At 68.2% G+C, this 20,589-nt stretch carries 15 protein-coding genes; 10 read left to right on the top strand and 5 right to left on the bottom strand.

The genetic code is table 11. The features are described 5' to 3' along the window. The first annotated feature begins 112 nt into the window (after window positions 1-112). From ACWEFV_RS05820 to ACWEFV_RS05785, 8 genes are all read left to right on the top strand, one after another. Window positions 113-1,102, top strand: a complete 990-nt coding sequence (locus ACWEFV_RS05820) for a DUF7159 family protein (RefSeq protein ID WP_450069405.1) — start codon at window positions 113-115, stop codon at window positions 1,100-1,102. Between the two features lie 16 nt (window positions 1,103-1,118). Continuing rightward, window positions 1,119-1,688: a dCTP deaminase gene (gene dcd / locus ACWEFV_RS05815; protein WP_039313451.1), complete on the top strand. Its 570-nt coding sequence runs from the start codon at window positions 1,119-1,121 to the stop codon at window positions 1,686-1,688. A 358-nt stretch (window positions 1,689-2,046) separates the two neighbouring features. Continuing rightward, window positions 2,047-3,399 carry an ammonium transporter gene (locus ACWEFV_RS05810; protein ID WP_450069404.1) on the top strand — a complete coding sequence of 451 codons (1,353 nt, stop codon included), beginning with the start codon at window positions 2,047-2,049 and terminating at the stop codon, window positions 3,397-3,399. A gap of 221 nt (window positions 3,400-3,620) precedes the next feature. Then, entirely contained in the window at window positions 3,621-5,243 is a 1,623-nt protein-coding gene (locus ACWEFV_RS05805; protein ID WP_450069403.1) for a DUF7159 family protein, read from the top strand. 94 nt (window positions 5,244-5,337) lie between these two features. Further along, window positions 5,338-6,669, top strand: a complete 1,332-nt coding sequence (locus tag ACWEFV_RS05800; protein WP_450069402.1) for a UDP-glucose dehydrogenase family protein — start codon at window positions 5,338-5,340, stop codon at window positions 6,667-6,669. 38 nt (window positions 6,670-6,707) lie between these two features. Next, window positions 6,708-8,021, top strand: a complete 1,314-nt coding sequence (locus ACWEFV_RS05795) for a cytochrome P450 (protein WP_450069401.1) — start codon at window positions 6,708-6,710, stop codon at window positions 8,019-8,021. A 1-nt stretch (window position 8,022) separates the two neighbouring features. Continuing rightward, window positions 8,023-8,775, top strand: a complete 753-nt coding sequence (locus tag ACWEFV_RS05790) for a maleylpyruvate isomerase family mycothiol-dependent enzyme (RefSeq protein ID WP_450069400.1) — start codon at window positions 8,023-8,025, stop codon at window positions 8,773-8,775. A gap of 18 nt (window positions 8,776-8,793) precedes the next feature. Beyond that, on the top strand, window positions 8,794-9,162 hold the full coding sequence (locus ACWEFV_RS05785; RefSeq protein WP_450069399.1) for a nuclear transport factor 2 family protein: 369 nt from the start codon (window positions 8,794-8,796) through the stop codon (window positions 9,160-9,162). Window positions 9,163-9,164: 2 nt separating this feature from the next. Here the strand turns inward: ACWEFV_RS05785 and ACWEFV_RS05780 are convergent, their stop codons facing one another. Continuing rightward, window positions 9,165-10,385: a YibE/F family protein gene (locus ACWEFV_RS05780; protein ID WP_450069398.1), complete on the bottom strand. Its 1,221-nt coding sequence runs from the start codon at window positions 10,383-10,385 to the stop codon at window positions 9,165-9,167. A gap of 149 nt (window positions 10,386-10,534) precedes the next feature. On the opposite strand from ACWEFV_RS05780, the gene ACWEFV_RS05775 reads away from it, so the two are divergent. Further along, window positions 10,535-11,083 carry a hypothetical protein gene (locus tag ACWEFV_RS05775; RefSeq protein ID WP_450069397.1) on the top strand — a complete coding sequence of 183 codons (549 nt, stop codon included), beginning with the start codon at window positions 10,535-10,537 and terminating at the stop codon, window positions 11,081-11,083. 6 nt (window positions 11,084-11,089) lie between these two features. Here ACWEFV_RS05775 and ACWEFV_RS05770 read toward each other — a convergent pair whose 3' ends face one another. Continuing rightward, window positions 11,090-12,379 (bottom strand): pyridoxal phosphate-dependent aminotransferase, encoded by a 1,290-nt coding sequence (locus ACWEFV_RS05770; protein WP_167857696.1) that lies wholly within the window; start codon window positions 12,377-12,379, stop codon window positions 11,090-11,092. 236 nt (window positions 12,380-12,615) lie between these two features. Between ACWEFV_RS05770 and ACWEFV_RS05765 the strand changes: the two genes are divergently transcribed. Further along, window positions 12,616-12,858 carry a hypothetical protein gene (locus tag ACWEFV_RS05765; RefSeq protein WP_135451939.1) on the top strand — a complete coding sequence of 81 codons (243 nt, stop codon included), beginning with the start codon at window positions 12,616-12,618 and terminating at the stop codon, window positions 12,856-12,858. A 63-nt stretch (window positions 12,859-12,921) separates the two neighbouring features. Here the strand turns inward: ACWEFV_RS05765 and ACWEFV_RS05760 are convergent, their stop codons facing one another. The 3 genes from ACWEFV_RS05760 to ACWEFV_RS05750 all read right to left on the bottom strand — a co-directional run bounded on the left by ACWEFV_RS05760 (window position 12,922) and on the right by ACWEFV_RS05750 (window position 20,442). After that, a complete protein-coding gene (locus tag ACWEFV_RS05760; protein ID WP_450069396.1) occupies window positions 12,922-15,912 on the bottom strand; it encodes a heterodisulfide reductase-related iron-sulfur binding cluster in 2,991 nt (996 codons plus the stop codon). Between the two features lie 231 nt (window positions 15,913-16,143). Then, window positions 16,144-18,639 carry an isoniazid response ATPase/transcriptional regulator IniR gene (iniR, locus tag ACWEFV_RS05755; protein ID WP_450069395.1) on the bottom strand — a complete coding sequence of 832 codons (2,496 nt, stop codon included), beginning with the start codon at window positions 18,637-18,639 and terminating at the stop codon, window positions 16,144-16,146. Between the two features lie 9 nt (window positions 18,640-18,648). Further along, the gene (locus ACWEFV_RS05750) at window positions 18,649-20,442 is read right to left on the bottom strand and encodes an Hsp70 family protein (protein ID WP_450069394.1); all 1,794 of its coding nucleotides are present in this window, start codon (window positions 20,440-20,442) and stop codon (window positions 18,649-18,651) included. Window positions 20,443-20,589: the final 147 nt, after the last annotated feature.

Here is a 20,589-nt window from a genome sequence, read left to right as displayed (position 1 = left end):
GGGCTTTCGCTCTCAGGCGCCCTGTCTACCGTCGGTCGTCCTGGGCTCCATCCGGCGCTGAATGGAGCGAGCAGGCCCCCACCACGGGCCGAATCAATCGAGGGGTTTTCCCATGGATGTTGTTATCGGTATCGCCATGACCTCGCGCGATACCCGGCTTCTCCTGGTGGAGGGCACTCGCGGCGACGGCGCGATGATCGACCACGACGGTTTCGACGCGCACACCCGCATCGGCGTCGAGCACCCCGACTTCAGTGAGCACGTCGTCAACGCGGTGCTCGGCACCTGCGCCGCCGCCCCGGCGAACGGATACGTCGTCGACCGCGTCGCCCTGACCTGGACCGACGAGGTGGCCAGCGAGGCCAAGTCGATCCTCGAGGCTCTCAAGGAGCTGGGCATTGCCAACGTCGAGGTGGTCTCCACCAACGACGCGCTCGCAGCCGCCGCCGAATACACCGTTCAGATCGCGGACTGCGACTCGATCGCACTATGCGTCATGGAACCCGACGAGACCATGTTGGCCGCGATCGGCGCCGAGGGCGAGGACGGTACGCGCCGAACACACAGCCGCCGTCTGGTTGGACCTGATGCGGCCACCGCAGTGCTGGCGCTGCGCGGCGTCTGTGACAGCTTCTCCGAACCGATCTCCGCGGTTGCCATCGCGGGTTCGACACCCAATGCGGAAAGTCTTGTCGAGGAAGTGAATTCGGTGATGTCGCGGCCGGTCGTCCTCGGTGACGACGCGGCCTTGCTGCTGGCGCGCGGCGCGTTGCTCGCCAGTGCAGACCGTCGCGACGAGGCCGCGCCGGCAGTCAAGCGTGACCCTCTGGCGCACACCTTGGCGATGGTCGTGGCGACAGCGGTGCTGATCGTGGCGGGTGCGGTGTTCCTGGCGGTGACCATGCGCGGGGGCCCTCGCAACTCGCCGCCGCAGGCGTCGACCCCGGTTGAACATGCCGCGCCGATCTCGCCGCCCGAGCTGCCGATCCACACCGTCGTGCGCAAGGTGGTGCCACTGGTTGGGAGGGCGGCTGGGAAATCCTTGGTGGGGCCCGACGCCGACACCGCCTTGCCGCCGTTGCCGCAGGTGGTCCGTCGGTAACCGATACGCTCGTCGGGTGCTGCTCTCCGATAGGGACATCCGGGCCGAGATCGCCGCGAAACGCCTGGCCATCGAGCCGTTCGACGATGCCCTGGTGCAGCCGTCGAGCGTCGACGTTCGCCTGGACACCCTGTTCCGGGTCTTCAACAACACCCGCTACACCCACATTGACCCGGCCAAACAGCAGGACGAGCTGACCAGCCTGGTCGAACCCGCGGAGGGTGAGCCGTTCGTGTTGCACCCGGGCGAGTTCGTCCTCGGCTCCACGCTCGAGGTGTGCACGCTGCCCGACGACCTCGCCGGGCGCTTGGAAGGCAAGTCCTCGCTGGGGCGTCTCGGATTGTTGACGCACTCGACGGCCGGGTTCATCGATCCGGGGTTCTCCGGGCACATCACCCTGGAGCTCTCCAACGTCGCCAACCTGCCGATCACGTTGTGGCCCGGCATGAAGATCGGCCAGCTGTGCCTGCTGCGGCTGACCAGCCCGGCCGAGCACCCGTATGGCAGCGACAAGGTCGGCTCGAAATATCAAGGTCAGCGCGGGCCGACGCCGTCACGTTCGCATTTGAACTTCATCAAGTCGTAGGCGCTCTTGCCGAGTGGCTAGTTATGACACGTAAACGGGCGATTCGCGTGTCATAAGTGGCCACTCGGCGTGCATCCGGGGTCTGGCCCTCGCCACGTCTGCGTCGTTTTCTACGTGTGAGTCGTGGAATCGCCGATCAACAGCCCTGGTGTAGAAAACGGCGCGGCGACTGCGGGGGCTGGGCGCGGCGACTCCGGGGCCGCCGCGACCGCGAGGCAGGCACGCACGCTCGGCAGGCCAAGCCCACACCCGGTGAACTTTCAGTAACCACACCGCAACACGAAACACGGCTGAAACACGCGCGCCGCGCAGCTGAAACGCGCGCCCGACATTCTCGTCGAGACCAAAGGAGCTCGACGTGCCCGAAATCGATCCGGCCGCCACTGCTTGGCTGCTCGCCAGCACCGCGCTGGTCCTGTTGATGACCCCCGGCCTCGCCATCTTCTACGGCGGCATGGTCCGCACCACCGGCGTGCTCAACATGATCATGATGAGCTTCATCTCGATCCCGCTGGTTACGGTGGCCTGGCTGTTGGTCGGCTACACCCTGGCGTTCTCCGAGGACGCCGGCGGCGGATTGATCGGTGGCTTGCAGCACTTCGGCATGCTCGGCATCACCCCCAGCACGGCCCACGGCGCGGTACCCGAGCTGTTGTTCGCCACGTTCCAGCTGACCTTCGCGATCATCACCGCCGCCCTGGTCAGCGGGGCCATCGCGGACCGGGCGAAGTTCGCCGCCTGGATGCTGTTCGTCCCGATCTGGGCGGTCGCGGTGTACGCCGTCGTCGCGCACTGGGTCTGGGGGCCGGGTGGCTGGCTGGCCGGCCTGGGCGTCCTCGACTACGCCGGCGGCCTCGTCGTCGAGATCGTCTCCGGTTCGTCGGCCCTGGCGCTGGCCCTGGTGCTCGGCCCCCGCATCGGCTTCAAGCAGGACGCGATGCGCCCGCACAACCTGCCCTTCGTGCTGCTCGGCGTCGGTCTGCTGTGGTTCGGCTGGTTCGGCTTCAACGCGGGCTCGGCGCTGGCCGCCAACGGCACCGCCGCCGCGATCTTCCTCAATACCCTGGTCGCCGGCTGCCTGGGCATGCTGGGCTGGCTGACGGTCGAGCAGGTCCGCGACGGCAAGCCGACCACCTTCGGCGCCGCCTCCGGCGTGGTGGCCGGCCTGGTGGCGATCACCCCGTCCTGCGGCACCGTCAACACCCTGGGCGCGGTCGTGGTGGGCCTGGCTGCCGGTGTGGTCTGTTCCTTTGCCATCGGCCTGAAGTTCCGGTTCGGCTACGACGACTCTCTCGATGTGGTGGGTGTGCACTTCGTCGGCGGCGTGGTCGGCGTGCTGCTGATCGGATTCCTGGCCACCGAGGTGATGACCCAGGGGCCGCAGGGCCTTTTCTATGGAGGCGGGCTGACGCAGCTGGGTAAGCAGCTGCTGGCCGCGGTCGTCGTGGCGGTCTACGCGTTCACCGTGTCGTACGGACTCGCCAAGGCGATCGACCGGTTCATGGGATTCCGGCTCAGCCCCGAAGATGAGACCACCGGCGTCGACTTCACACAGCACGCCGAGTCCGCATACGCCGAGGGTGTGCACGGGCACCTGCCGCAGCGCCGACCGGGATTGTTCGGCGGCACGCTGGGGCAGTTGGGGCACTTTGGCCAGCTCGGAGACCACGAACAGCGTCCCGATCCGGCCGAGGAAGACAGCGCGGGATGAACCGGCCGGCGCTCTTTGTCGTAATGCCGAGTAGGGTCTAACTAACCGGCGCCGGCACGCACAACGCCGCCGCGGTCCGACCGGAGTCCAAGCGCTGTAGCTAACGAGCGCAGGTGTAACGATCGAGCTGGTTACACCGATGAAGGTTCTAGTTGTCGGTTCGTGCGGAATGTGTGCGCAGTGGCGACAAACGCAGTGTAGCAAACACATTGGAGGGCTCGGTGGACATCGTATTGGGTGTGGCGATGGCACCTACAACGGTCCGCATGGTGCTGGTCGAGGGGGAGAAGGCCGACGGAGTTACCGTCGATCACGACGTCTTCGACGTCACCGCCGGTGAAGATTCGGCAACCATCAGCGCGGCCGATCAGGTGGTCGCTGCGATCCTCGGAACCCAGGAGAGCGCGACCGCGGGCGGGCACCATCTGAAGTCGATCGGGGTCACCTGGACCGACCATTCCGACGCCGCCGCACTGCGCGACACCCTGTCCGCGCACGGCATCGACGACGTCATGCTGGTCTCGGAAAGCCATGCCGCCGCCGCGCTGGCCCAGGCGGTGGGCCGCGCGGTCGGTTACGACACCACGGCGCTGCTGTTCATCGACCGTGACGCCGCGACGCTGTCCGTGGTCAAGACCGACGACGGTTCTGTGGTCAAGGTGCTGAGCCGCTCCCTGCACAGCGCCGACGCCATGGCCGTGCTCACCGATATGGCCGCTGCCGTCGACGCCGCCGATTCCGCACCGCAGGGCATGTTCGTTCTCGGCTCAGGCGTCGACGTCGCCTCGGTCAAGGCGCACCTGGAGCCTCTGGTGTCGCTCCCCGTCAGCGCCCCGGACGAGCCCGAGATGGCGCTGGCGCGCGGTGCCGCACTCGCGTCGGCTAATGCTCCGGCGTTCGAGGCCACCACGGTCGGTTTGGCCTATTCGCAAGATCCCGACGGGTCGACCGCGGGCAGCGCCTACGCGCTGGCCGGCCTGGCCACCGAGATGGCCCCGGCCGGTGCCGATGCCATCGACGGGGTGGACCTCGTCGCCGACGAGATGCCGATGGACGAGGAGCGGAAACCCTTCCTCCTGGTGGGTTCGGCGTTGACGTCGGTGTTCGTGGTTGGCGTTGTGGCCCTGGTTATTTCGCTTGCGGTGAGCATCCGGCCGACGGTTGATCAGCGTCCGGCCCCGGCGCAGGGCGCAGTGGCACCCAGCGCCCCGGCCAAGCTGCCGGCCCCCGCGCCGCCGCCAGAAGCTGCCGTACCGCCGCCACCGGCCCCGCCGCCAGAGACCATCAAGGCCCCGATCCCGGTGGTGCAGGAAGCCCCGGCGCCCGCACCGCAGGCTCCGCCGCGCACGGTCTACGTCGAACAGCCCGCCGCGGCCCCGCCGCCCGCGCCTGAGGCGCCTGCTCCGGCACCCGAAGCTCCGCCCGCGCCGCCGCCGCCACCGATCTACAACCCGCCGGCGCCGTACATCCCGCCGCTGGTCGTTTTGCCGCCTGCGCCGCGGCTGCCGAACATCTTCCGCCCGCCGTGGGAGCAGTCTCCGCGGTGGGACCCGCCGTCGCGCCATGAACCGGAAGCCCCGCAGTGGCCCGGTTCAGGCTCCGATGACTGGGGCCCGGGATCGGGTTCGGGTCCGAGTTCGGGCTGGAACCCTGGCCGGGGATCGGGTGACTGGAACCCGGGCCGCGGGTCCGGTGACTGGAACCCCGGACGCTCTGGCGGCTCCGATGACTGGAATCCGGGTGGCTCGGGATCCGGCGACTGGAACCCCGGTCGTTCCGGTGGTTCTCACAAGTCGGGTGGCGACGGCGGATCGCTGTGGCCGTTCCCGTTCGGCGGACACTGAACCGCGCGGCCCCGCCACCAACCGTCACCTGACGTTGGCCTGCCGCTCAGTGTCGCGTAGCAGCTAGCTCATACTGGCCGCCTATCCAGGCAGTATGCGATGCACCGTTTTCGGTACCGGCTATCTGGGCGCGACACATGCGGCGGGGATGGCCGAGCTCGGCCACGAGGTGATCGGGGTCGATATCGACCCGGGCAAGGTGGCCAAACTCGCCGCCGGTGACATCCCGTTCTACGAACCCGGGCTGCGCAAGGTGTTGAACGACAACCTGTCTGCCGGGCGCCTGCGGTTCACCACCGACTATGACGAGGCCGCCGACTTCGCCGATGTGCACTTCCTCGGCGTCGGCACCCCTCAGAAGAAGGGCGAATACAGCGCCGATCTGCGCCACGTGCACGCCGTCATCGACACCCTGGTGCCAAAGCTGCGCCGGTCGGCGGTCATCGTCGGCAAGTCCACCGTCCCGGTCGGTACGGCCGCCGACCTGGCCGAGCGGGCCCGCGGCCTGGCACCCGCTGATGTGGACGTCGAGGTGGCCTGGAATCCGGAGTTCCTCCGCGAGGGGTACGCCGTGCACGACACGCTGCACCCGGATCGCATTGTGGTTGGCGTGCAGCATGATTCGGTGCGGGGCGAGGCGGCTGTGCGTGAGCTCTACGCGCCGCTGATCGCAGACGGGGTGCCGTTCCTGGTCACCGACTTGGAGACCGCCGAGCTGGTCAAGGTTTCCGCCAACGCGTTCCTGGCCACCAAGATCTCGTTCATCAACGCGATCTCCGAGGTGTGTGAAGCCGTCGGCGCCGACGTGACCATGCTGGCCGACGCGCTGGGTTACGACCCGCGGATCGGACGACGATTCCTCAACGCGGGTCTGGGCTTTGGTGGTGGCTGCCTGCCCAAGGACATCCGGGCGTTCATGGCCCGCGCCGGTGAGCTCGGCGCCAACCACGCGCTGACCTTCCTGCGTGAGGTCGACAGCATCAACATGCGCCGCCGCACTGCCATGGTGGAACTGACCACCCGGGCCTGCAGTGGTTCGCTGCTGGGCGCCAACATCGCGGTGCTGGGCGCGGCGTTCAAGCCCGAATCCGACGATGTGCGCGACTCGCCCGCGCTCAACGTCGCCGGCATGCTGCAGCTCAACGGCGCTGCGGTCAACGTGTATGACCCCAAGGCGATGGACAACTCACAGCGGGTGTTCCCCACGTTGAACTACTCCACCTCGGTCATCGAAGCCTGCGATCGGGCCGATGCGGTGCTGGTGCTCACCGAGTGGGCCGAGTTCGTCGACCTGGACCCGGCCGAGCTGGCCGACACGGTGCGCGTCAAAGTCGTTGTGGACGGCCGTAATTGCCTGGACGCGCAGCGGTGGCGGGACGCCGGATGGCGTGTGTACGCGCTGGGCCGTCCGGTCGCCACTGTTTGACGCTTGTAGAACAAATTCCGCAGTCGTAGGCTCGGGCCATGCGGGAACGAATCCGGTGGATGGCCCTGCACGGGGTGGTTCGAGGCATCTCTGCGTATGGGATGCGTCATGGGGATCCGCAGGCTCGGCTCATCGCCGACCCCGCGGTGCGGGCCGACCCGGCACCCTTCGCCGACGAAATGCGCCGTCGCGGACCGATTGTGCGCGGCCGCGCCATCTTGATGACCTTCAACCACGACGTGGCCACCGAGCTGCTGCGCTCCGATGACTTCCGGGTTTCGCGGCTCGGCGGCAACCTGCCGAAGCCGCTGCGCTGGGTCGCCGACAAGACCGACAACGGGTCGCTGCACCCGCTGCTACCGCCGTCGCTGCTGGCCGTGGAACCGCCCGATCACACCCGCTACCGCAAGCTCGTCTCCTCGGTGTTCACCACCCGCGCCGTCGCCCGGCTGCGCGAACGGGTCCAGGAAACGGCCAACGAACTGCTGGACTCGATGGACGACGACGGTGTGGTCGAGATCGTCGACCGGTACTGCGCACAGCTGCCGGTCGCCGTGATCAGCGACATCCTCGGTGTGCCCGACGCCGACCGGTCCCAGATCCTGCGCTTCGGCGAGCTCGGCGCGCCCAGCCTGGACATCGGATTGACCTGGCGTCAGTACCAGGAGGTGAACTCCGGTATCCACGGATTCGAGACCTGGCTGACCGGTCACCTGCGTCAACTGCGGCGCAACCCCGGTGAGGACCTGCTCAGCCAGATCATCCAGGCCTCCGACGCGGGTGCGGCCGGGGAACCGCTCAACGAGGCGGAACTGCGGGCCCTGGCCGGGCTCGTGCTGGCGGCCGGATTCGAGACCACGGTCAACCTGTTGGGCAACGGCATCCGCATGCTGCTCGACCATCCCGAACACCTGCAGACCCTGGCGATGCGGCCCGAGCTGTGGCCGAACACGGTGGAGGAGATCCTGCGACTGGACTCACCGGTGTTGATGAGCGCGCGGGTAGCCCTCCGCGACACCGAAGTGGCCGGAACCCCGGTGCAGGCCGGAGAACTCGTCATCATCCATCTGGCCGGGGCCAATCGAGACCCCGCGGTGTTCACCGATCCGCACCGCTTCGACATCGAACGGGACAACGCCGGACGGCACCTGTCGTTCTCCGGCGGCCGGCACTTCTGCCTCGGCGCGGCCCTCGCCCGGGCCGAAGGTCAGGTCGGCCTGCAGACCTTCTTCGACCGGTTCCCCGATGCCCGGGCGGCCGGCGAAGGCAGCCGTCGCGAGACCCGCATCCTGCGGGGCTGGTCGACTCTGCCGATCGCGCTCGGGAAGGCACGCACAGCGGTAAGTTCGTGACGTGGACTTCCACACAGCACTCCTCGACCAGACCCGGAGCTTCGGGGAGCTGATCGCCTCCAGCGATCCCGATACACCGGTGCCGACGTGCCCGGACTGGACAATCAAGCAACTGTTCCGCCACGTCGGGCGCGGAAACCGTTGGGCGGCACAGATTATCTCCGAGCGCCGGGTGTCGGCCCTCGATCCGCGCGAGGTTCACGAGGGCAGGCCGCCCGATGATCCCGACGCCGCGCTCGAGTGGCTCAATGCGGGTGCGACCCAGATCCTCAAGGCCGTCGACCAGGTCGGCACCGACACCAGGGTGTGGACGTTCCTGGGCCCCAAGCCCGGGGGTTGGTGGATCCGGCGACGCGTACACGAGGTGGCGGTTCACCACGCCGACGCCGCGCTGGCCGTGGGAACCACGTTCGTCCTGCCGGCCGACCTCGCCGCCGACGCGGTCAGCGAGTGGCTCGAGATCTCCACCGGTATGGCCAAAAAGCGGCACGGCGAACCGCTCGCGTTCGGCGCCAGCATCCACCTGCATGCCACCGACGACGGTCTGGGCCCCACCGGCGAATGGACGGTGGAGCACGACGAAGACGGCCTCGGATGGTCACACAGCCACGGCAAGGGCACCGTCGCGCTGCGCGGGTCGGCCAACGACCTGCTGTTGGCCGTCACGCGCCGGCGGACCGCGGCCGAACTCGGGCTCGAGGTGTTCGGCGACACCGCAACTTGGGACGCCTGGCTCGACCGCACACCGTTCTGAGTGGCGTACGTTTCGTTCATGACCACATCCGAGATCGCCACGGTTCTGGCCTGGCACGACGCGCTGAACGACAAGGACATCGACACCCTGACCGCGCTGTCCAGCGATGACATCGAGTTGGGCGATGCCAACGGGGCCACCCAGGGGCATGCCGCACTGAGCGACTGGGCCGCATCTGTCGGCGACACCGTCACGCCGGGACGGATGTTCGTGCACGACGGTGTGGTCGTCGTCGAGCAGACCGTCCGGGCCGCTGACGGGACGGCTCACGCCGGAGCCGCTGCCTTCCGGGTGGTGCACGACCACGTCACCTCGGTGTTCCGGCACGACACCCTGGCTGCCGCTCTGGCCGCCACCGAGCTCACCGAGAAGGACCTCGCCGGCTGACGCTATTTCGTCGGCGTCGCCAGCACCGCCGCGATCGCCGTCGTCAACGGGACCGACAGGGCCAGGGCGATACCGCCTACCGCGGAACGGGCGATCTCGATGGCCACGCTCTCACCCGTCAGCACGTCGGCCAATGACCGGTTGGCCACGCTGAACAACAGCAGCAGCGGCAACGCGCTGCCGGCATAGGCCAGCACCAGGGTGTAGACCGTGCTGGCGATGTGGTCGCTGCCCACCCGCATGGCACCGGCGAAGATCGAGCGCCTGCTGCCGCCGTGCTCGGCGAGCTCGAACACCGCCGAGGCCTGGGTGATGGTCACGTCGTTGAGCACGCCCAGTGAGCCGATGATGAACCCAGCCAGCAGCAGGCCGGTGATCGACACGTTGCCCAGATACGCCGCAACCTCGTTGTTCTGGTCTTCGGACAACCCCGTCAAGTGAGCCAGTTCGATTGCCGCCCAGGACAATATGGCCGCCAATAGCAGTGAGGTCAGGGTGCCCAGCAGGGCCGCGCTGGTACGCAGGCTGACACCGTGGGCCAGATAGATCACCGCGTAGAGAATGGCCGCCGAGGCCACCAGCGACACCGGGACCGCCGGGGCACCGTCGCGCAGCGCGGGCAACAGGAAGAGCATCAGCACCGCGAACGCCACGACGATGCCGATGATCGCGCGCAGGCCCCGCCAGCGTGCCACCGCCACGATCACCACGGTGAACGCCGCGGCCAGCGCGATCAACGGCCAGGTGCGCTCGTAGTCGAAGAATGCGTAGCTCGTCGTACCGGCGGCATCGACCTGCCGGCTCACCCGGATATTGTCTCCGGCAACAAGATTCGGCTGCCCGGGCCCGGTGGTGAACTCCAGCAACGTCTTGGCGCCCTTGTTCGGGCCGGAATCGATGGCGACCAGGTTCTGCACACACGTGCCGGCACCCGGCTCGGCGGGCTGCGGCTTGGCCGTCAGCACACCTCCGGCCGACGGGCTGCCGCAATCGGCCAGGGTGCTGGACACCACGTGCCCGGCCTCGGTGGTGACGGCTCCGCCCGCGGCGTTCTGGAACGGCAGGGGGATGTCGACCCTCTGGTGGCTGGGCCACAGCACGGCCGCGCCGATGAGGACCGCGAGCCCGATGGCCACCAACAGGCCGACGACGATGCGTGCGGCCAACGGGCCCAGCGGAGACGGGCCGGCCAGCGAATGGGAGTGGGAATGCGTGTGCGCCACCCGGACAGCCTAGAGCGGGTGGCTGTCGGGTTCCTGGCCTCCGCGTGCGTAACGCAGTGGCGGGATCTGGCGCGATTTTCCGCCACCACGCTACATACGCGGGCCTACGCGCGTGCGGCAGCGATACTCAGCGAGTGGGTAGGTGGTGGGTGTGGTTGCTCTGGGGCGGCCTGGCGTGCTGGCTGGTCGGGTTCTGGTGGCACTGGTCGCACACCTCATGGTGGATCTTCGACATCCTGATGATCCCACTCATGGGCGCGCTGTATGTGTTTGGGCTGGTGGCGGTGGTTGTCGCGGCGATCAGAGGCCGCCGCTGGGTAGTTCTCGCGACGGTGGTGCCGGTACTGGTTGTCGTCACCGTAGTGGTGAACTCGACATGGATGGTGGCACCGCGAACCTGGTTCACGATGCACCGGCCGTTGTTCGAGCGGGCACTCGAAACCGATCCCGGGGCGGCGTATTACGGCAACGAATTGCCTTGGGCGTTACGGTTCCTCGTGGCTGAGGGGAGAGTGTCCAATCGAGGGGGTAGCCGCTTCTTTCCGCAGTGGATCGGGATTCCCGACGATGCGGGCGGCTATCTGTACGACCCGAACGAATCCCCTGAAGGCGCCGACCTTTACGGCGACATCTGCACCAATCCCGTCGATCTCGGTGACGGATGGTGGATGTGCGGACTGCGCAACAACGGGTGGTAGTGGGCCTTACTGGCGGTAACTGGCCAGGAAGTTGCCCAGCCGCTCGATCGCGTGGGCCAGGTCCCGCGACCACGGCAGGGTGACGATACGCAGGTGATCCGGTGTGGGCCAGTTGAATCCGGTGCCCTGCGTCAACAGGATCTTCTCCTGCAACAGCAGATCGAGCACCAGTTGCTCGTCATCGTGGATGTCGTGCACTTCGGGATCCAGGCGCGGGAACGCGTACAGCGCACCGGCCGGTTTCACGCAGGAAACCCCGGGGATCTCGTTGAGCTTGGTCCAGGCGATGTCGCGCTGCTCGAGCAGCCGCCCGCCCGGCAACACCAGATCGTCGATGCTCTGATGGCCGCCCAAGGCGACCTGAATCGCGTGCTGCGCAGGCACATTCGGGCACAACCGCATGTTCGACAGCAGGCTGATGCCCTCGATGAAGCTGCTCGCGTGCTCCTTGGGACCGGTGATGACCAGCCAGCCCGAGCGGTAGCCGGCCACGCGGTAGGCCTTGGAAAGCCCGTTGAAGGTCAGAGTCAGCAGGTCGGGAGCCAGCGTGGCCAGCGAGATGTGCTTGGCGTCGTCGTAGAGGATCTTGTCGTAGATCTCGTCGGCCAACAGCAAGAGCTGATGCTTGCGGGCCAACTCGACCATCTGCTCCAGGGTTTCGCGGCTGTACACCGCACCCGTGGGGTTGTTCGGGTTGATCACGACGAGCGCCTTGGTGCGCTCGGTGATCTTTGACTCGATGTCGGCGACATCGGGATTCCAGCCCTGGGTCTCGTCGCACATGTAGTGCACCGGGGTGCCACCGGCCAGTGCGGTCGAGGCTGTCCACAGCGGGTAGTCCGGTGCCGGGATGAGCACCTGATCACCGTTGTCGAGCAGCGCCTGCAGGGTCATGGTGATGAGCTCGGAGACGCCATTGCCCAGATACACGTCGTCGATGTCGAACCGGGGGAAACCCTCGACCAGTTCGTACCGGGTGAATACCGCGCGGCGCGCGCTGGCGATGCCCTTGGAGTCGGAATAGCCCTGCGCGTTCGGCAGTGCCTGGATCATGTCGCGCATGATCACGTCGGGTGCCTCGAAGCCGAACGGCGCGGGGTTGCCGATGTTGAGCTTGAGGATGCGGTGACCTTCAGCCTCCAGCCGTGAGGCATGTTCGTGTACCGGTCCACGGATCTCGTACAGGACGTCCTGCAGCTTCGTGGACTGGGCGAACGTACGCGGCTTCGGGTGCTGACCGGTCTGCCACGGCAACTGATGGGTAGTCACGCTCACCATGGTCTCATCACCGTCCACTGAATTTGGAATTTGCCGAACCAGTAGGTGGCCACCGCCACAGCCGTTCGAGTTGCCAGAGCACATGATCTGTGGGTGCACCTGCCATTCGAATGTCAACCCGCTGTGGGTTCGCTTGGGTGGCCACGCGTGGGCCAAAAAGCTACGAAACCATGGCTGCAACGCAAACGGCGCTTGATTTCCCCAGGTCAGGGGATGTTTCGTGCCGCAATCCTCCGACACGATTGGCAGTCCAAATGGCACGAATCAGCGGCAACATCCGGGTCCAGACGCTCGCCGCGGTAGTCGGCGGCAGCGCCGTCGTCGCAATGGGAGTCATTGCCGCGACGTTTGGCGGCGCACCGGAAGGTCCGGCAACCGTCGTCTCCGGCGGATCGATGACCCTCGGTGAGACCACGACCGTCACCTACACCGGCACGATCGCCCCGGTGGTCGCCGTGCCTCCGGTGAAGGCCCCGCCCTACGGCGCCAAGAGCTGATCCCGATACGCCGAACGGCCACCTCCGTGATGGAGATGGCCGTTCGGTGCGTTAGGGACGTGCTCAGCGCTTACCGGGACGCTTGACGCCGGCCTTCATGCCCAGGCCGACGACCGGAGGTTCCGGCTTGGCAGGCTCGGCGGGCGTCTCCGCTGCCGGTTCCGGCGTCGGCTCGGCAGCAGGTGCCGCCGGAGCGGCCGGAGCTGCGGGCGCAGCCGGGGCGGCCTTCTTGGCCCCCGGACGACGCGCACCCGCGGCGATGCCCAGGCCCACGACCGGCGGTTCCGGCTTGGCCGGTTCTGCCGGTGCGGCGGGAGCTTCAGCAGCCGGAGCCGCAGCGGCGGCCGGTGCCGCCGGAGCAGCTGCCTTCTTGGCGCCCGGACGCTTCGCGCCGGCCGCCATGCCCAGACCCTTCACCGGGGCCGCAGGCGCGGCCGGGGCCTCGGCTGCGGGAGCGGGAGCGGCCGACGCTGCCGGAGCAGCAGTCTTCTTGGCGCCCGGACGCTTCGCGCCACCGGCGATGCCCAGACCCTTGACCGGGGCAGCCGGAGCGGCAGGTGCTTCGGCAGCCGGGGCAGTCGACGCGGCAGGTGCCGCAGCCTTCTTCGCACCCGGACGCTTAGCGGCACCAGCCATACCCAACCCGGTGACCGGCTTGGTGGCAGTCGCTACCGACGCCGAGGCAGCAGGTGCTTCGGTCGGAGCGGCTGCTTCAGCCTCGGCGACGGCGGGTGCCGGTGCCGCGGCTTCGGCCTTGGCCTCCGCTTCGGCGCGTGCCTCGGCCCGCTTCTCGGATTCCTTTGCCGCCGTGCCCTTCTCGGGCAGCTTGATGGCGCTCTTGTCCAGCGAGTTCAACAGCAGCTGGGCCACGTCGAGCACTTCGGCCTTCTCGACATTGCGGGCAGCGGCCACGTCGTCGACACCGTCGGTGATCATCACGCGGCAGAACGGGCAGCCGGTCGCGATGGTCGAGGCGGTGTCCATCGCCTCTTCGGTGCGCTCCACGTTGACGCGCTTGCCGATGTGCTCTTCCATCCACATGCGCGCGCCACCGGCACCACAGCACAGGCCGCGGTCGGCGTGGCGGGGCATTTCCTTCAGCGTCACGCCGGAGGCCTCGACCAGCTCACGCGGAGCCTCGTAGACCTTGTTGTGGCGGCCCAGGAAGCACGGGTCGTGGTAGGTGACCTCGGGGCCACCGGTGGACTTGACCGGCACGAGCTTCTTGTCCCGGACCAGGCGGTTGAGCAGCTGCGTGTGGTGCACCACGGTGTAGTTGGCGCCCAGCTGCGGGTACTCGCGGCCGATGGTGTTGAAGCAGTGCGGGCAGGTCACCACGATCTTGCGGTCGACGGTCTCGACACCCTCGAACAGCTCGTTGATGGTCTCGACGTTCTGCGCGGCCAGCTGCTGGAACAGGAACTCGTTGCCGGAGCGGCGAGCCGAGTCACCCGTGCAGGTCTCACCGGTGCCCAGGACCAGGAACTTCACGCCTGAGGCGGCGAGCAGTTCGGCGACGGCCTTGGTGGTCTTCTTGGCGCGGTCCTCGTAGGCGCCGGCGCAGCCGACCCAGAACAGGTACTCGAAGCCGTCGAAGCTCTCGACGTCCTCGCCGTAGACCGGCACGTCGAAGTCGACCTCGTCGATCCAGTTGGTGCGGTCCTTGGCGTTCTGGCCCCAGGGGTTGCCCTTGAGCTCCAGGTTCTTGAACAGCACGCCGAGCTCACCGGGGAACTCCGACTCGACCATGACCTGGTAGCGGCGCATGTCGACGATGTGGTCGATGTGCTCGATGTCCACCGGGCACTGCTCGACGCAGGCACCGCAGTTGGTGCAGGACCACAGCACGTCGGGGTCGATGACGCCGCCCTGCTCGGCAGTGCCGACCAGCGGGCGCAGCGCCTGCTCGGGGCCGGAGCCCTCGATGCGGGCGAAGCCGTCTTCGGGCACGCCGTGCCCGTGCAGGCTGTCGCCCAATTTGGCGAAGTCGACCGAGCCGTCCTCGGGCATCGGCTTGCCCTCGATGATGTAGGGAGCCTTGGCGAACAGGTGATCGCGCAGGTTCATCATCACGAGCTTGGGAGACAGCGGCTTACCCGTGTTCCAGGCCGGGCACTGCGACTGGCAGCGACCGCACTCGGTACAGGTCGCCATGTCGAGGTTGGCCTTCCAGGTGAAGTCCTCGATGCGGCCCTTGCCGAACACCGCGTCTTCAGCGGGATCCTCGAAGTCGATCTTCTCGCCCTTGTACTCCATCGGCAGCAGCGGGCCGAGGCCGTCGGGCAGACGCTTGAAGGTGACGTTGATCGGGGCCAAGCCGATGTGCAGGTGCTTGGAGTGCAGCACGATCAGCAGGAAGGCCAGCATGACGCCGAGGTGGGCGAGCAGTGCCAGGCTCTCCAGCCAGACGTTGGCGGTGTGGCCCAGCGGAGCCAGCAGCGCGGCCATGCCGTCGGAGAAGAAGGCGCCGGACTGGTAGGGGAAGTTCTCGCCCAGCACGTTGACGGCCGCACCACGGAACACCGCGTAGGTCGCGATGACCAGGAAGATCATGATGAGGATCGTCCAGGCGCCGCCGTTGTGCGAGCCGTAGAAGCGGGACTCGCGGCCCAGTTGCTCGGGGTTCTTACGGATACGGATGATCGCGAAGACGATGATGCCGGCCAGCACGGCGACGGCGAAGAAGTCCTGAAGGAAGCCCAGCACCGCCCAGCGGCCGACGAACGGGATGTGGAATTCGGGGTTGAACAGCACCCCGTAGGCCTCGAGGTACACCGTGGCGAGGACGAAGAAGCCCCACATGGTGAAGAAGTGCGCGATGCCGGGGATCGACCACTTCAGAAGCTTCGACTGAGCGAAGACTTCCTTGTTCTGGTTCAGGAAGCGCTGGACCAGATGGTCCTTGCGGCCACGCTCGTCGCCGACCTTCTGTCCCGAGCTGATCAGCTTGGTCAGCCACAGCACGCGCTTGGCGGCGAACGCCAAAACGACGAGCGTGGCGAGCACACCGATAATCAGCCGTGACAGAGTCAGGGTGTGTTCGAGACTCCCCACAGAAACGCCTCCATTTCGCGAGTTACCGGCCGGTAACTTAGGCATAGTTACCCGTCGGTAACTTAGCTTCCTTCAGCTCATAGTGACATTTAGGTGTTTCTCACCGCTACCGAGGCTTACCTAACTTTGAGGTAACTGTGGTACGGGTCTCAGCCCTCCCGGCGATGGGGGCCACGTCAGTAATTCGAAAGTGGCAAAGAATGCGAATGTCGAAAACGGCATTCGCGCCTTCTAGCCCTGGGGCGCCAACATCGCCCGCAACATCGAGAGCATCTCCGAGCGGGACTCGGCGCCGAGCCGTCGCCGAATCCGGGCGACATGGTGCTCGACGGTCTTCGCCGAGATGAACAACTGACTGCCGATGTCGCGGTAGGGCATCCCGAGCAGCAGCAGTTCGGCCACCTCGCGCTCGCGGTCGGACAACTTGGTCGACGACGGCGTCGGTGCGGTCTGCGTCGAGGCGACGACCGGGGCGCCTGAAACGACCTCGACCTCCTCGACCGCACTGGTCTGCTTGAGATCGCGGGCCAGCTGCAGCATCGCCTGCGACACCCGGGCGTCCGGGGTCTGCAGCGCGGCCTGGCTGGCCAGCCGGGTGCCATCCCAGGTGAGGCCGAACTGGGACAGCGCCCGCGCAGCGGCCGTCACCTCGTCGATGTCGACGTGGTTGGCCAGCACCCGCAACCAGGTCCGCCCGCCATTGGCCAGCGCCCGGGCGAAGGCGCTCTGCCCGGCCGCGGCCGTCAATGCCTGCCCATGCGGGGCGACCGCGCCGGGGGAGTTGGCCAGAATCCCGGCGTGCACACCCGCCCAGTGCAGCGGCACCGACCACAACACCGGATTACCGAGGGCCGCAAGCAGATTCCACGCCTCGGCCAGCGTGTGCTCCAACCGGTCGACCTGACGCATGCGGGCACCGGCCACCCACAACTCGCCCAGCGGCAGCAGCGAGAACAGGTCGATCGAATACTCAGCCAGGACTTCCACCGCGGCATACCAATACTTCTGTACCGCGCCGCTGTCACCGCTGCGCCGGGCGATCGCGGTACGCAGCGCGGCGGCCCACAACGCGTCGCGCCGGTGCAGATCCTCACCCGCCTCGGCGGCGGCAGCGTCCGCGCCGGCCGCAGCGAGCTGACCGTCCTGCATCTTGACCCAGCCCAACAGCAAGCGGTGCCGAGCCGCGCTGAAGGCCTCGTCTTTTCCGCCCGCACGCACTGCGCGGCTGATCACACTGCGCGCCCGCACCGAGTCGCCACCGTGCAGCGCCGCCAGCGTCACCAACGCCGCCGGCGTATCGGGGGCGACGCCACCGGCCTGATATTCGGTCGTGACGGCCTGTCCCAGCCGGGCCACGGTCACGGAGAACGGCTGATCCAGCGACAACACCAAACCTTCGGCCAGGCTGCGGGCCGCCCGTGCTGTCGAGGTGGGCGGCCCGGCCGCCTCTGTGCCTGCCGATGCCCGCGCGGCCTCGCCGTCGCCGGCCGCGAGAAACGCCGTCGTGCTCGCCGAACTGACCAGGACATCCGGATACGGACCGAGCCAACGGAACAGGTCGGCGGCTTGGGCGGCGCCGCCGTCGTGCATGGCGACACTGGCCGCGACCCGCACCGCGGTGGCCCGTTCGGCCGGGTCCTCGGAGCCGAGCAGTTCGTCGGCCATCCGCGCCGCGGTGGTGCAGTCCCCGGCCAGTGCCAGGGCATCGGCCAGGCGGGTGCTCACCGCCGCCGCGCCGGCCGTGACCGCGGCGCGGTAGAGGCGGGCCGCCCGCGCGGGCCGGGCGCGGCTGTGGGCGGCGTGTTCGGCGAGCGCCTCGGCCAGCCGATCGTCGCGCAATCCGTGCTCGGCCAGCCCCACCGCGAGGTCGGCCGACAAGGTGGACAGCTCGAGTTGCGAAGCGAGAAGGGAGGTTTCGATCTCGTGGTGGCGGGCGGCGCCGGCGATCTGGGCGAGTGACTCGTGAACCATCCGCACGAACCGCCGGTCATGCGACGGCTCCACCAACCCGCCGGCCCGGGCCCGATCCACCAAGACCGACGCCTCGGCGCCGGTCAACCGCAGCGCCGCCGCGACGTCGTCGGGACCGAGATCGTGACTCAGTGACAGGATCAGCAGCGCATCGCGAGTGTCGTCGTCAACCCGACGCAACCGCTGCAGCAACGCGAACCGGGCCGCATCGGCCGGCGCATCGACCGCATCCGCGGCCGCCTGCAACAGAAATGGCAATCCGGCTGTCGCGGCCAACACCGATCTGACGGTCTCCTGGGTGGCCGGGGCTCCCAGCGCCGTGCTCAGAAGCCGACCCACCTCGGCTGTCGGTATGGGCCCGAGGCGTGCCACCGGGTTCTCCCGCTCCAGTGTGGTGGCCAACGTGACCAACGGCGGGCGATGTGTCAACGGCTCGCTCGCCACCACGACGGTCGACGCTGGATCGGCGACTTTCTCTGTGAGAAAGCCGATTTCGCTGTCGCCGAGCAGATGTGCGTCGTCGACGACGAACGCCGCCTCAGGTGCATCGTCCGGCCGGGGCGCACGGGTCAACACAACACGGTCGGCCTCGCGCAGTGCGGTGCGGACCGCGGCGAGCACCGTGCTCTTCCCGGTTCCGATCCCGCCGGACAGCAGCAGCTTGACCGGTGCGGTCGGGTCGGCCAGCACCGCAGCGATCGCCGATCGGGCAGTCAACGGAAGCTCCGGAACGGACTCCGGTGCCGGGGCGGTCATGGTGACTGCCTAGGAGACGCCGTCGTCGGCACCCTCGGCCGCCGCAGTGGTCGTGACCGGCGGCTGGGTGGTGGTCGGCGGCTTCGTTGTCGTCGGGGGCTGCGTGGTCGTCGTCGGCGGTTGCGTCGTGGTGGTCGTCGGCGGCGGCGGCGTCGTTGTCGTAGTCGTTGTGGTGGTCGTCGTTGTCGTGGTGGTTGTGGTCGGACTGGTCGTCGTGGTGGTTTCCGGTGCCGACGTCGTCGTCTCCGGCGGTGGCGGTGGCGGAACCACGACCGTGGTCGTCTTGACCCCGTCGGGACCCTCGGTCACGGTGGTGACCGGCTCAGGCGGCGGCCCCTCCGGAGACGGGCCCATCGAATAGGTGGTGCTGGTCTCAGTCACGGGCGTGGAATCACCGGTGGTGCTGGTCAAAGTCACCGCGAGGCCGCCCGCAGCCAACAGAGCGGCCGCGGCCGCGGCTCCGAACAGGATCGGCGGGCGTTTGTACCAGGCCAGCGGTGCCGGACCGGCGTCGAACATCTCCTCGTCGTGGCTGAACTCGACGGACGGTCGCGCCGCCGTCGTGCCCGCGGGAGTCTGGTAGTCGCCGCCCGCGTACGGCACCGGCTCGTTGCCGGGCGCGTCGTCCTGCGACCAGGCCAGGGCGCCGACATTCCCCGCGTCGGCGGCCGGAGCCTGACTGGTCGGGGCCATCCCGGTCGGCAAATCGGCGGCGGCCACCTCGGGAGCCAAACCCGTCGGCGCGTCGGCAGCCGCCACCATGGGGGCCATCCCCGTCGGCGCGCCCGCGTCGACGACCCGCTCTGCGACCAGCGCTGCCCCGGCTGCGACGTCGAACTGCGGGCGTGCGGTGGTGGCGACCGCTGCCCGCAACCGTTCCGACAGTCGCTGGGTAACAAGAGGAATCGCCGCACCGCCGCCCACAGTGGCCACCGCGGTCACACTCGACAGCGCAATGTTGTTGCGCTGCAACGTGTCTTCGATGACATCCAGTAGGCCCGCCAGCGGCGCGGACATGAGTTGCTCGAGTTCGGGGCGGGTCACCCGGACATCGGAGTTGAATCCCGGCAGCTCGGTGCGGATCACCGTGGCGGTGTTGGCGGACAACTGCTCTTTGGCCTGACGGCATTCAGCCCGCAGCCGGGCCAGCGATCCGACGGCCGCGGTGCCCGCCGGGTCGGCATCGTTGGCCGACGCGACCCCGCTGAGCACATGGTTGAGCAGGGCCTGGTCGATCAGGTCGCCGGAGAAATCGGGATAGCGCACGGTCGGACCGATGGTGGCGAACGCCGCACCGGCGTCGGCCAGCGTCACGCTCGTGCCGCTGCCGCCGAAATCGCACAACACCACGACGCCGTCGGCGGGCAGCCCCGGATCGGCCTGCAGGGCCGCCAGCGCGGTCAGAGAGTCCGGCACCAGGCCCGGCGCGGTGCCATTGGGGGCCAGCCCGGGATAACGAGGCAGTACATCGCGCAAGGCGCCGACGGTGCTCGGACCCCAGTGCGCCGGGACGGCGATCACCACCGGCGCACCGCCACCGGCCAGGCGGGCCATCGCGGCCAACGCCTCGGCCAGCACCAGCTCGCCGCGGTGCTGGGACCCGTCGGCTGCGACCAGGGGAACCGGGTCGCCCACCCGTTCCACGAAGCCGGCCAGCGGCAACCCGCTGCCGGTGTACTCGCCCACGTCGGGGGCACGGTCGTTGTGCAGGGTGAGGATCGATCGGCGGATCACCGGTTGGCGGCCCTCGCGGGCTGCCACCAGGTTGGTCATCCCGATCGACAACCCCAGTGAGTCGGTCATCAGGCGTCACTCCTGTTGTCTCGGCCGAACCTCACCCTAACGGCTGAGACCGCCAGAGCCCGTGATTGATCCCCTAGTGGCGTCGATCCCCTAATGTCCACCCCCCTAATGGCGGGCGGGCAGGGGTGGGTTCGGCACCGATCCCAG

The organism is Mycobacterium sp. NPDC004974 (assembly GCF_053600815.1).
Note: the sequence above shows the minus strand (reverse complement) of the source record. Positions and strands in the feature narration are given on the sequence as shown.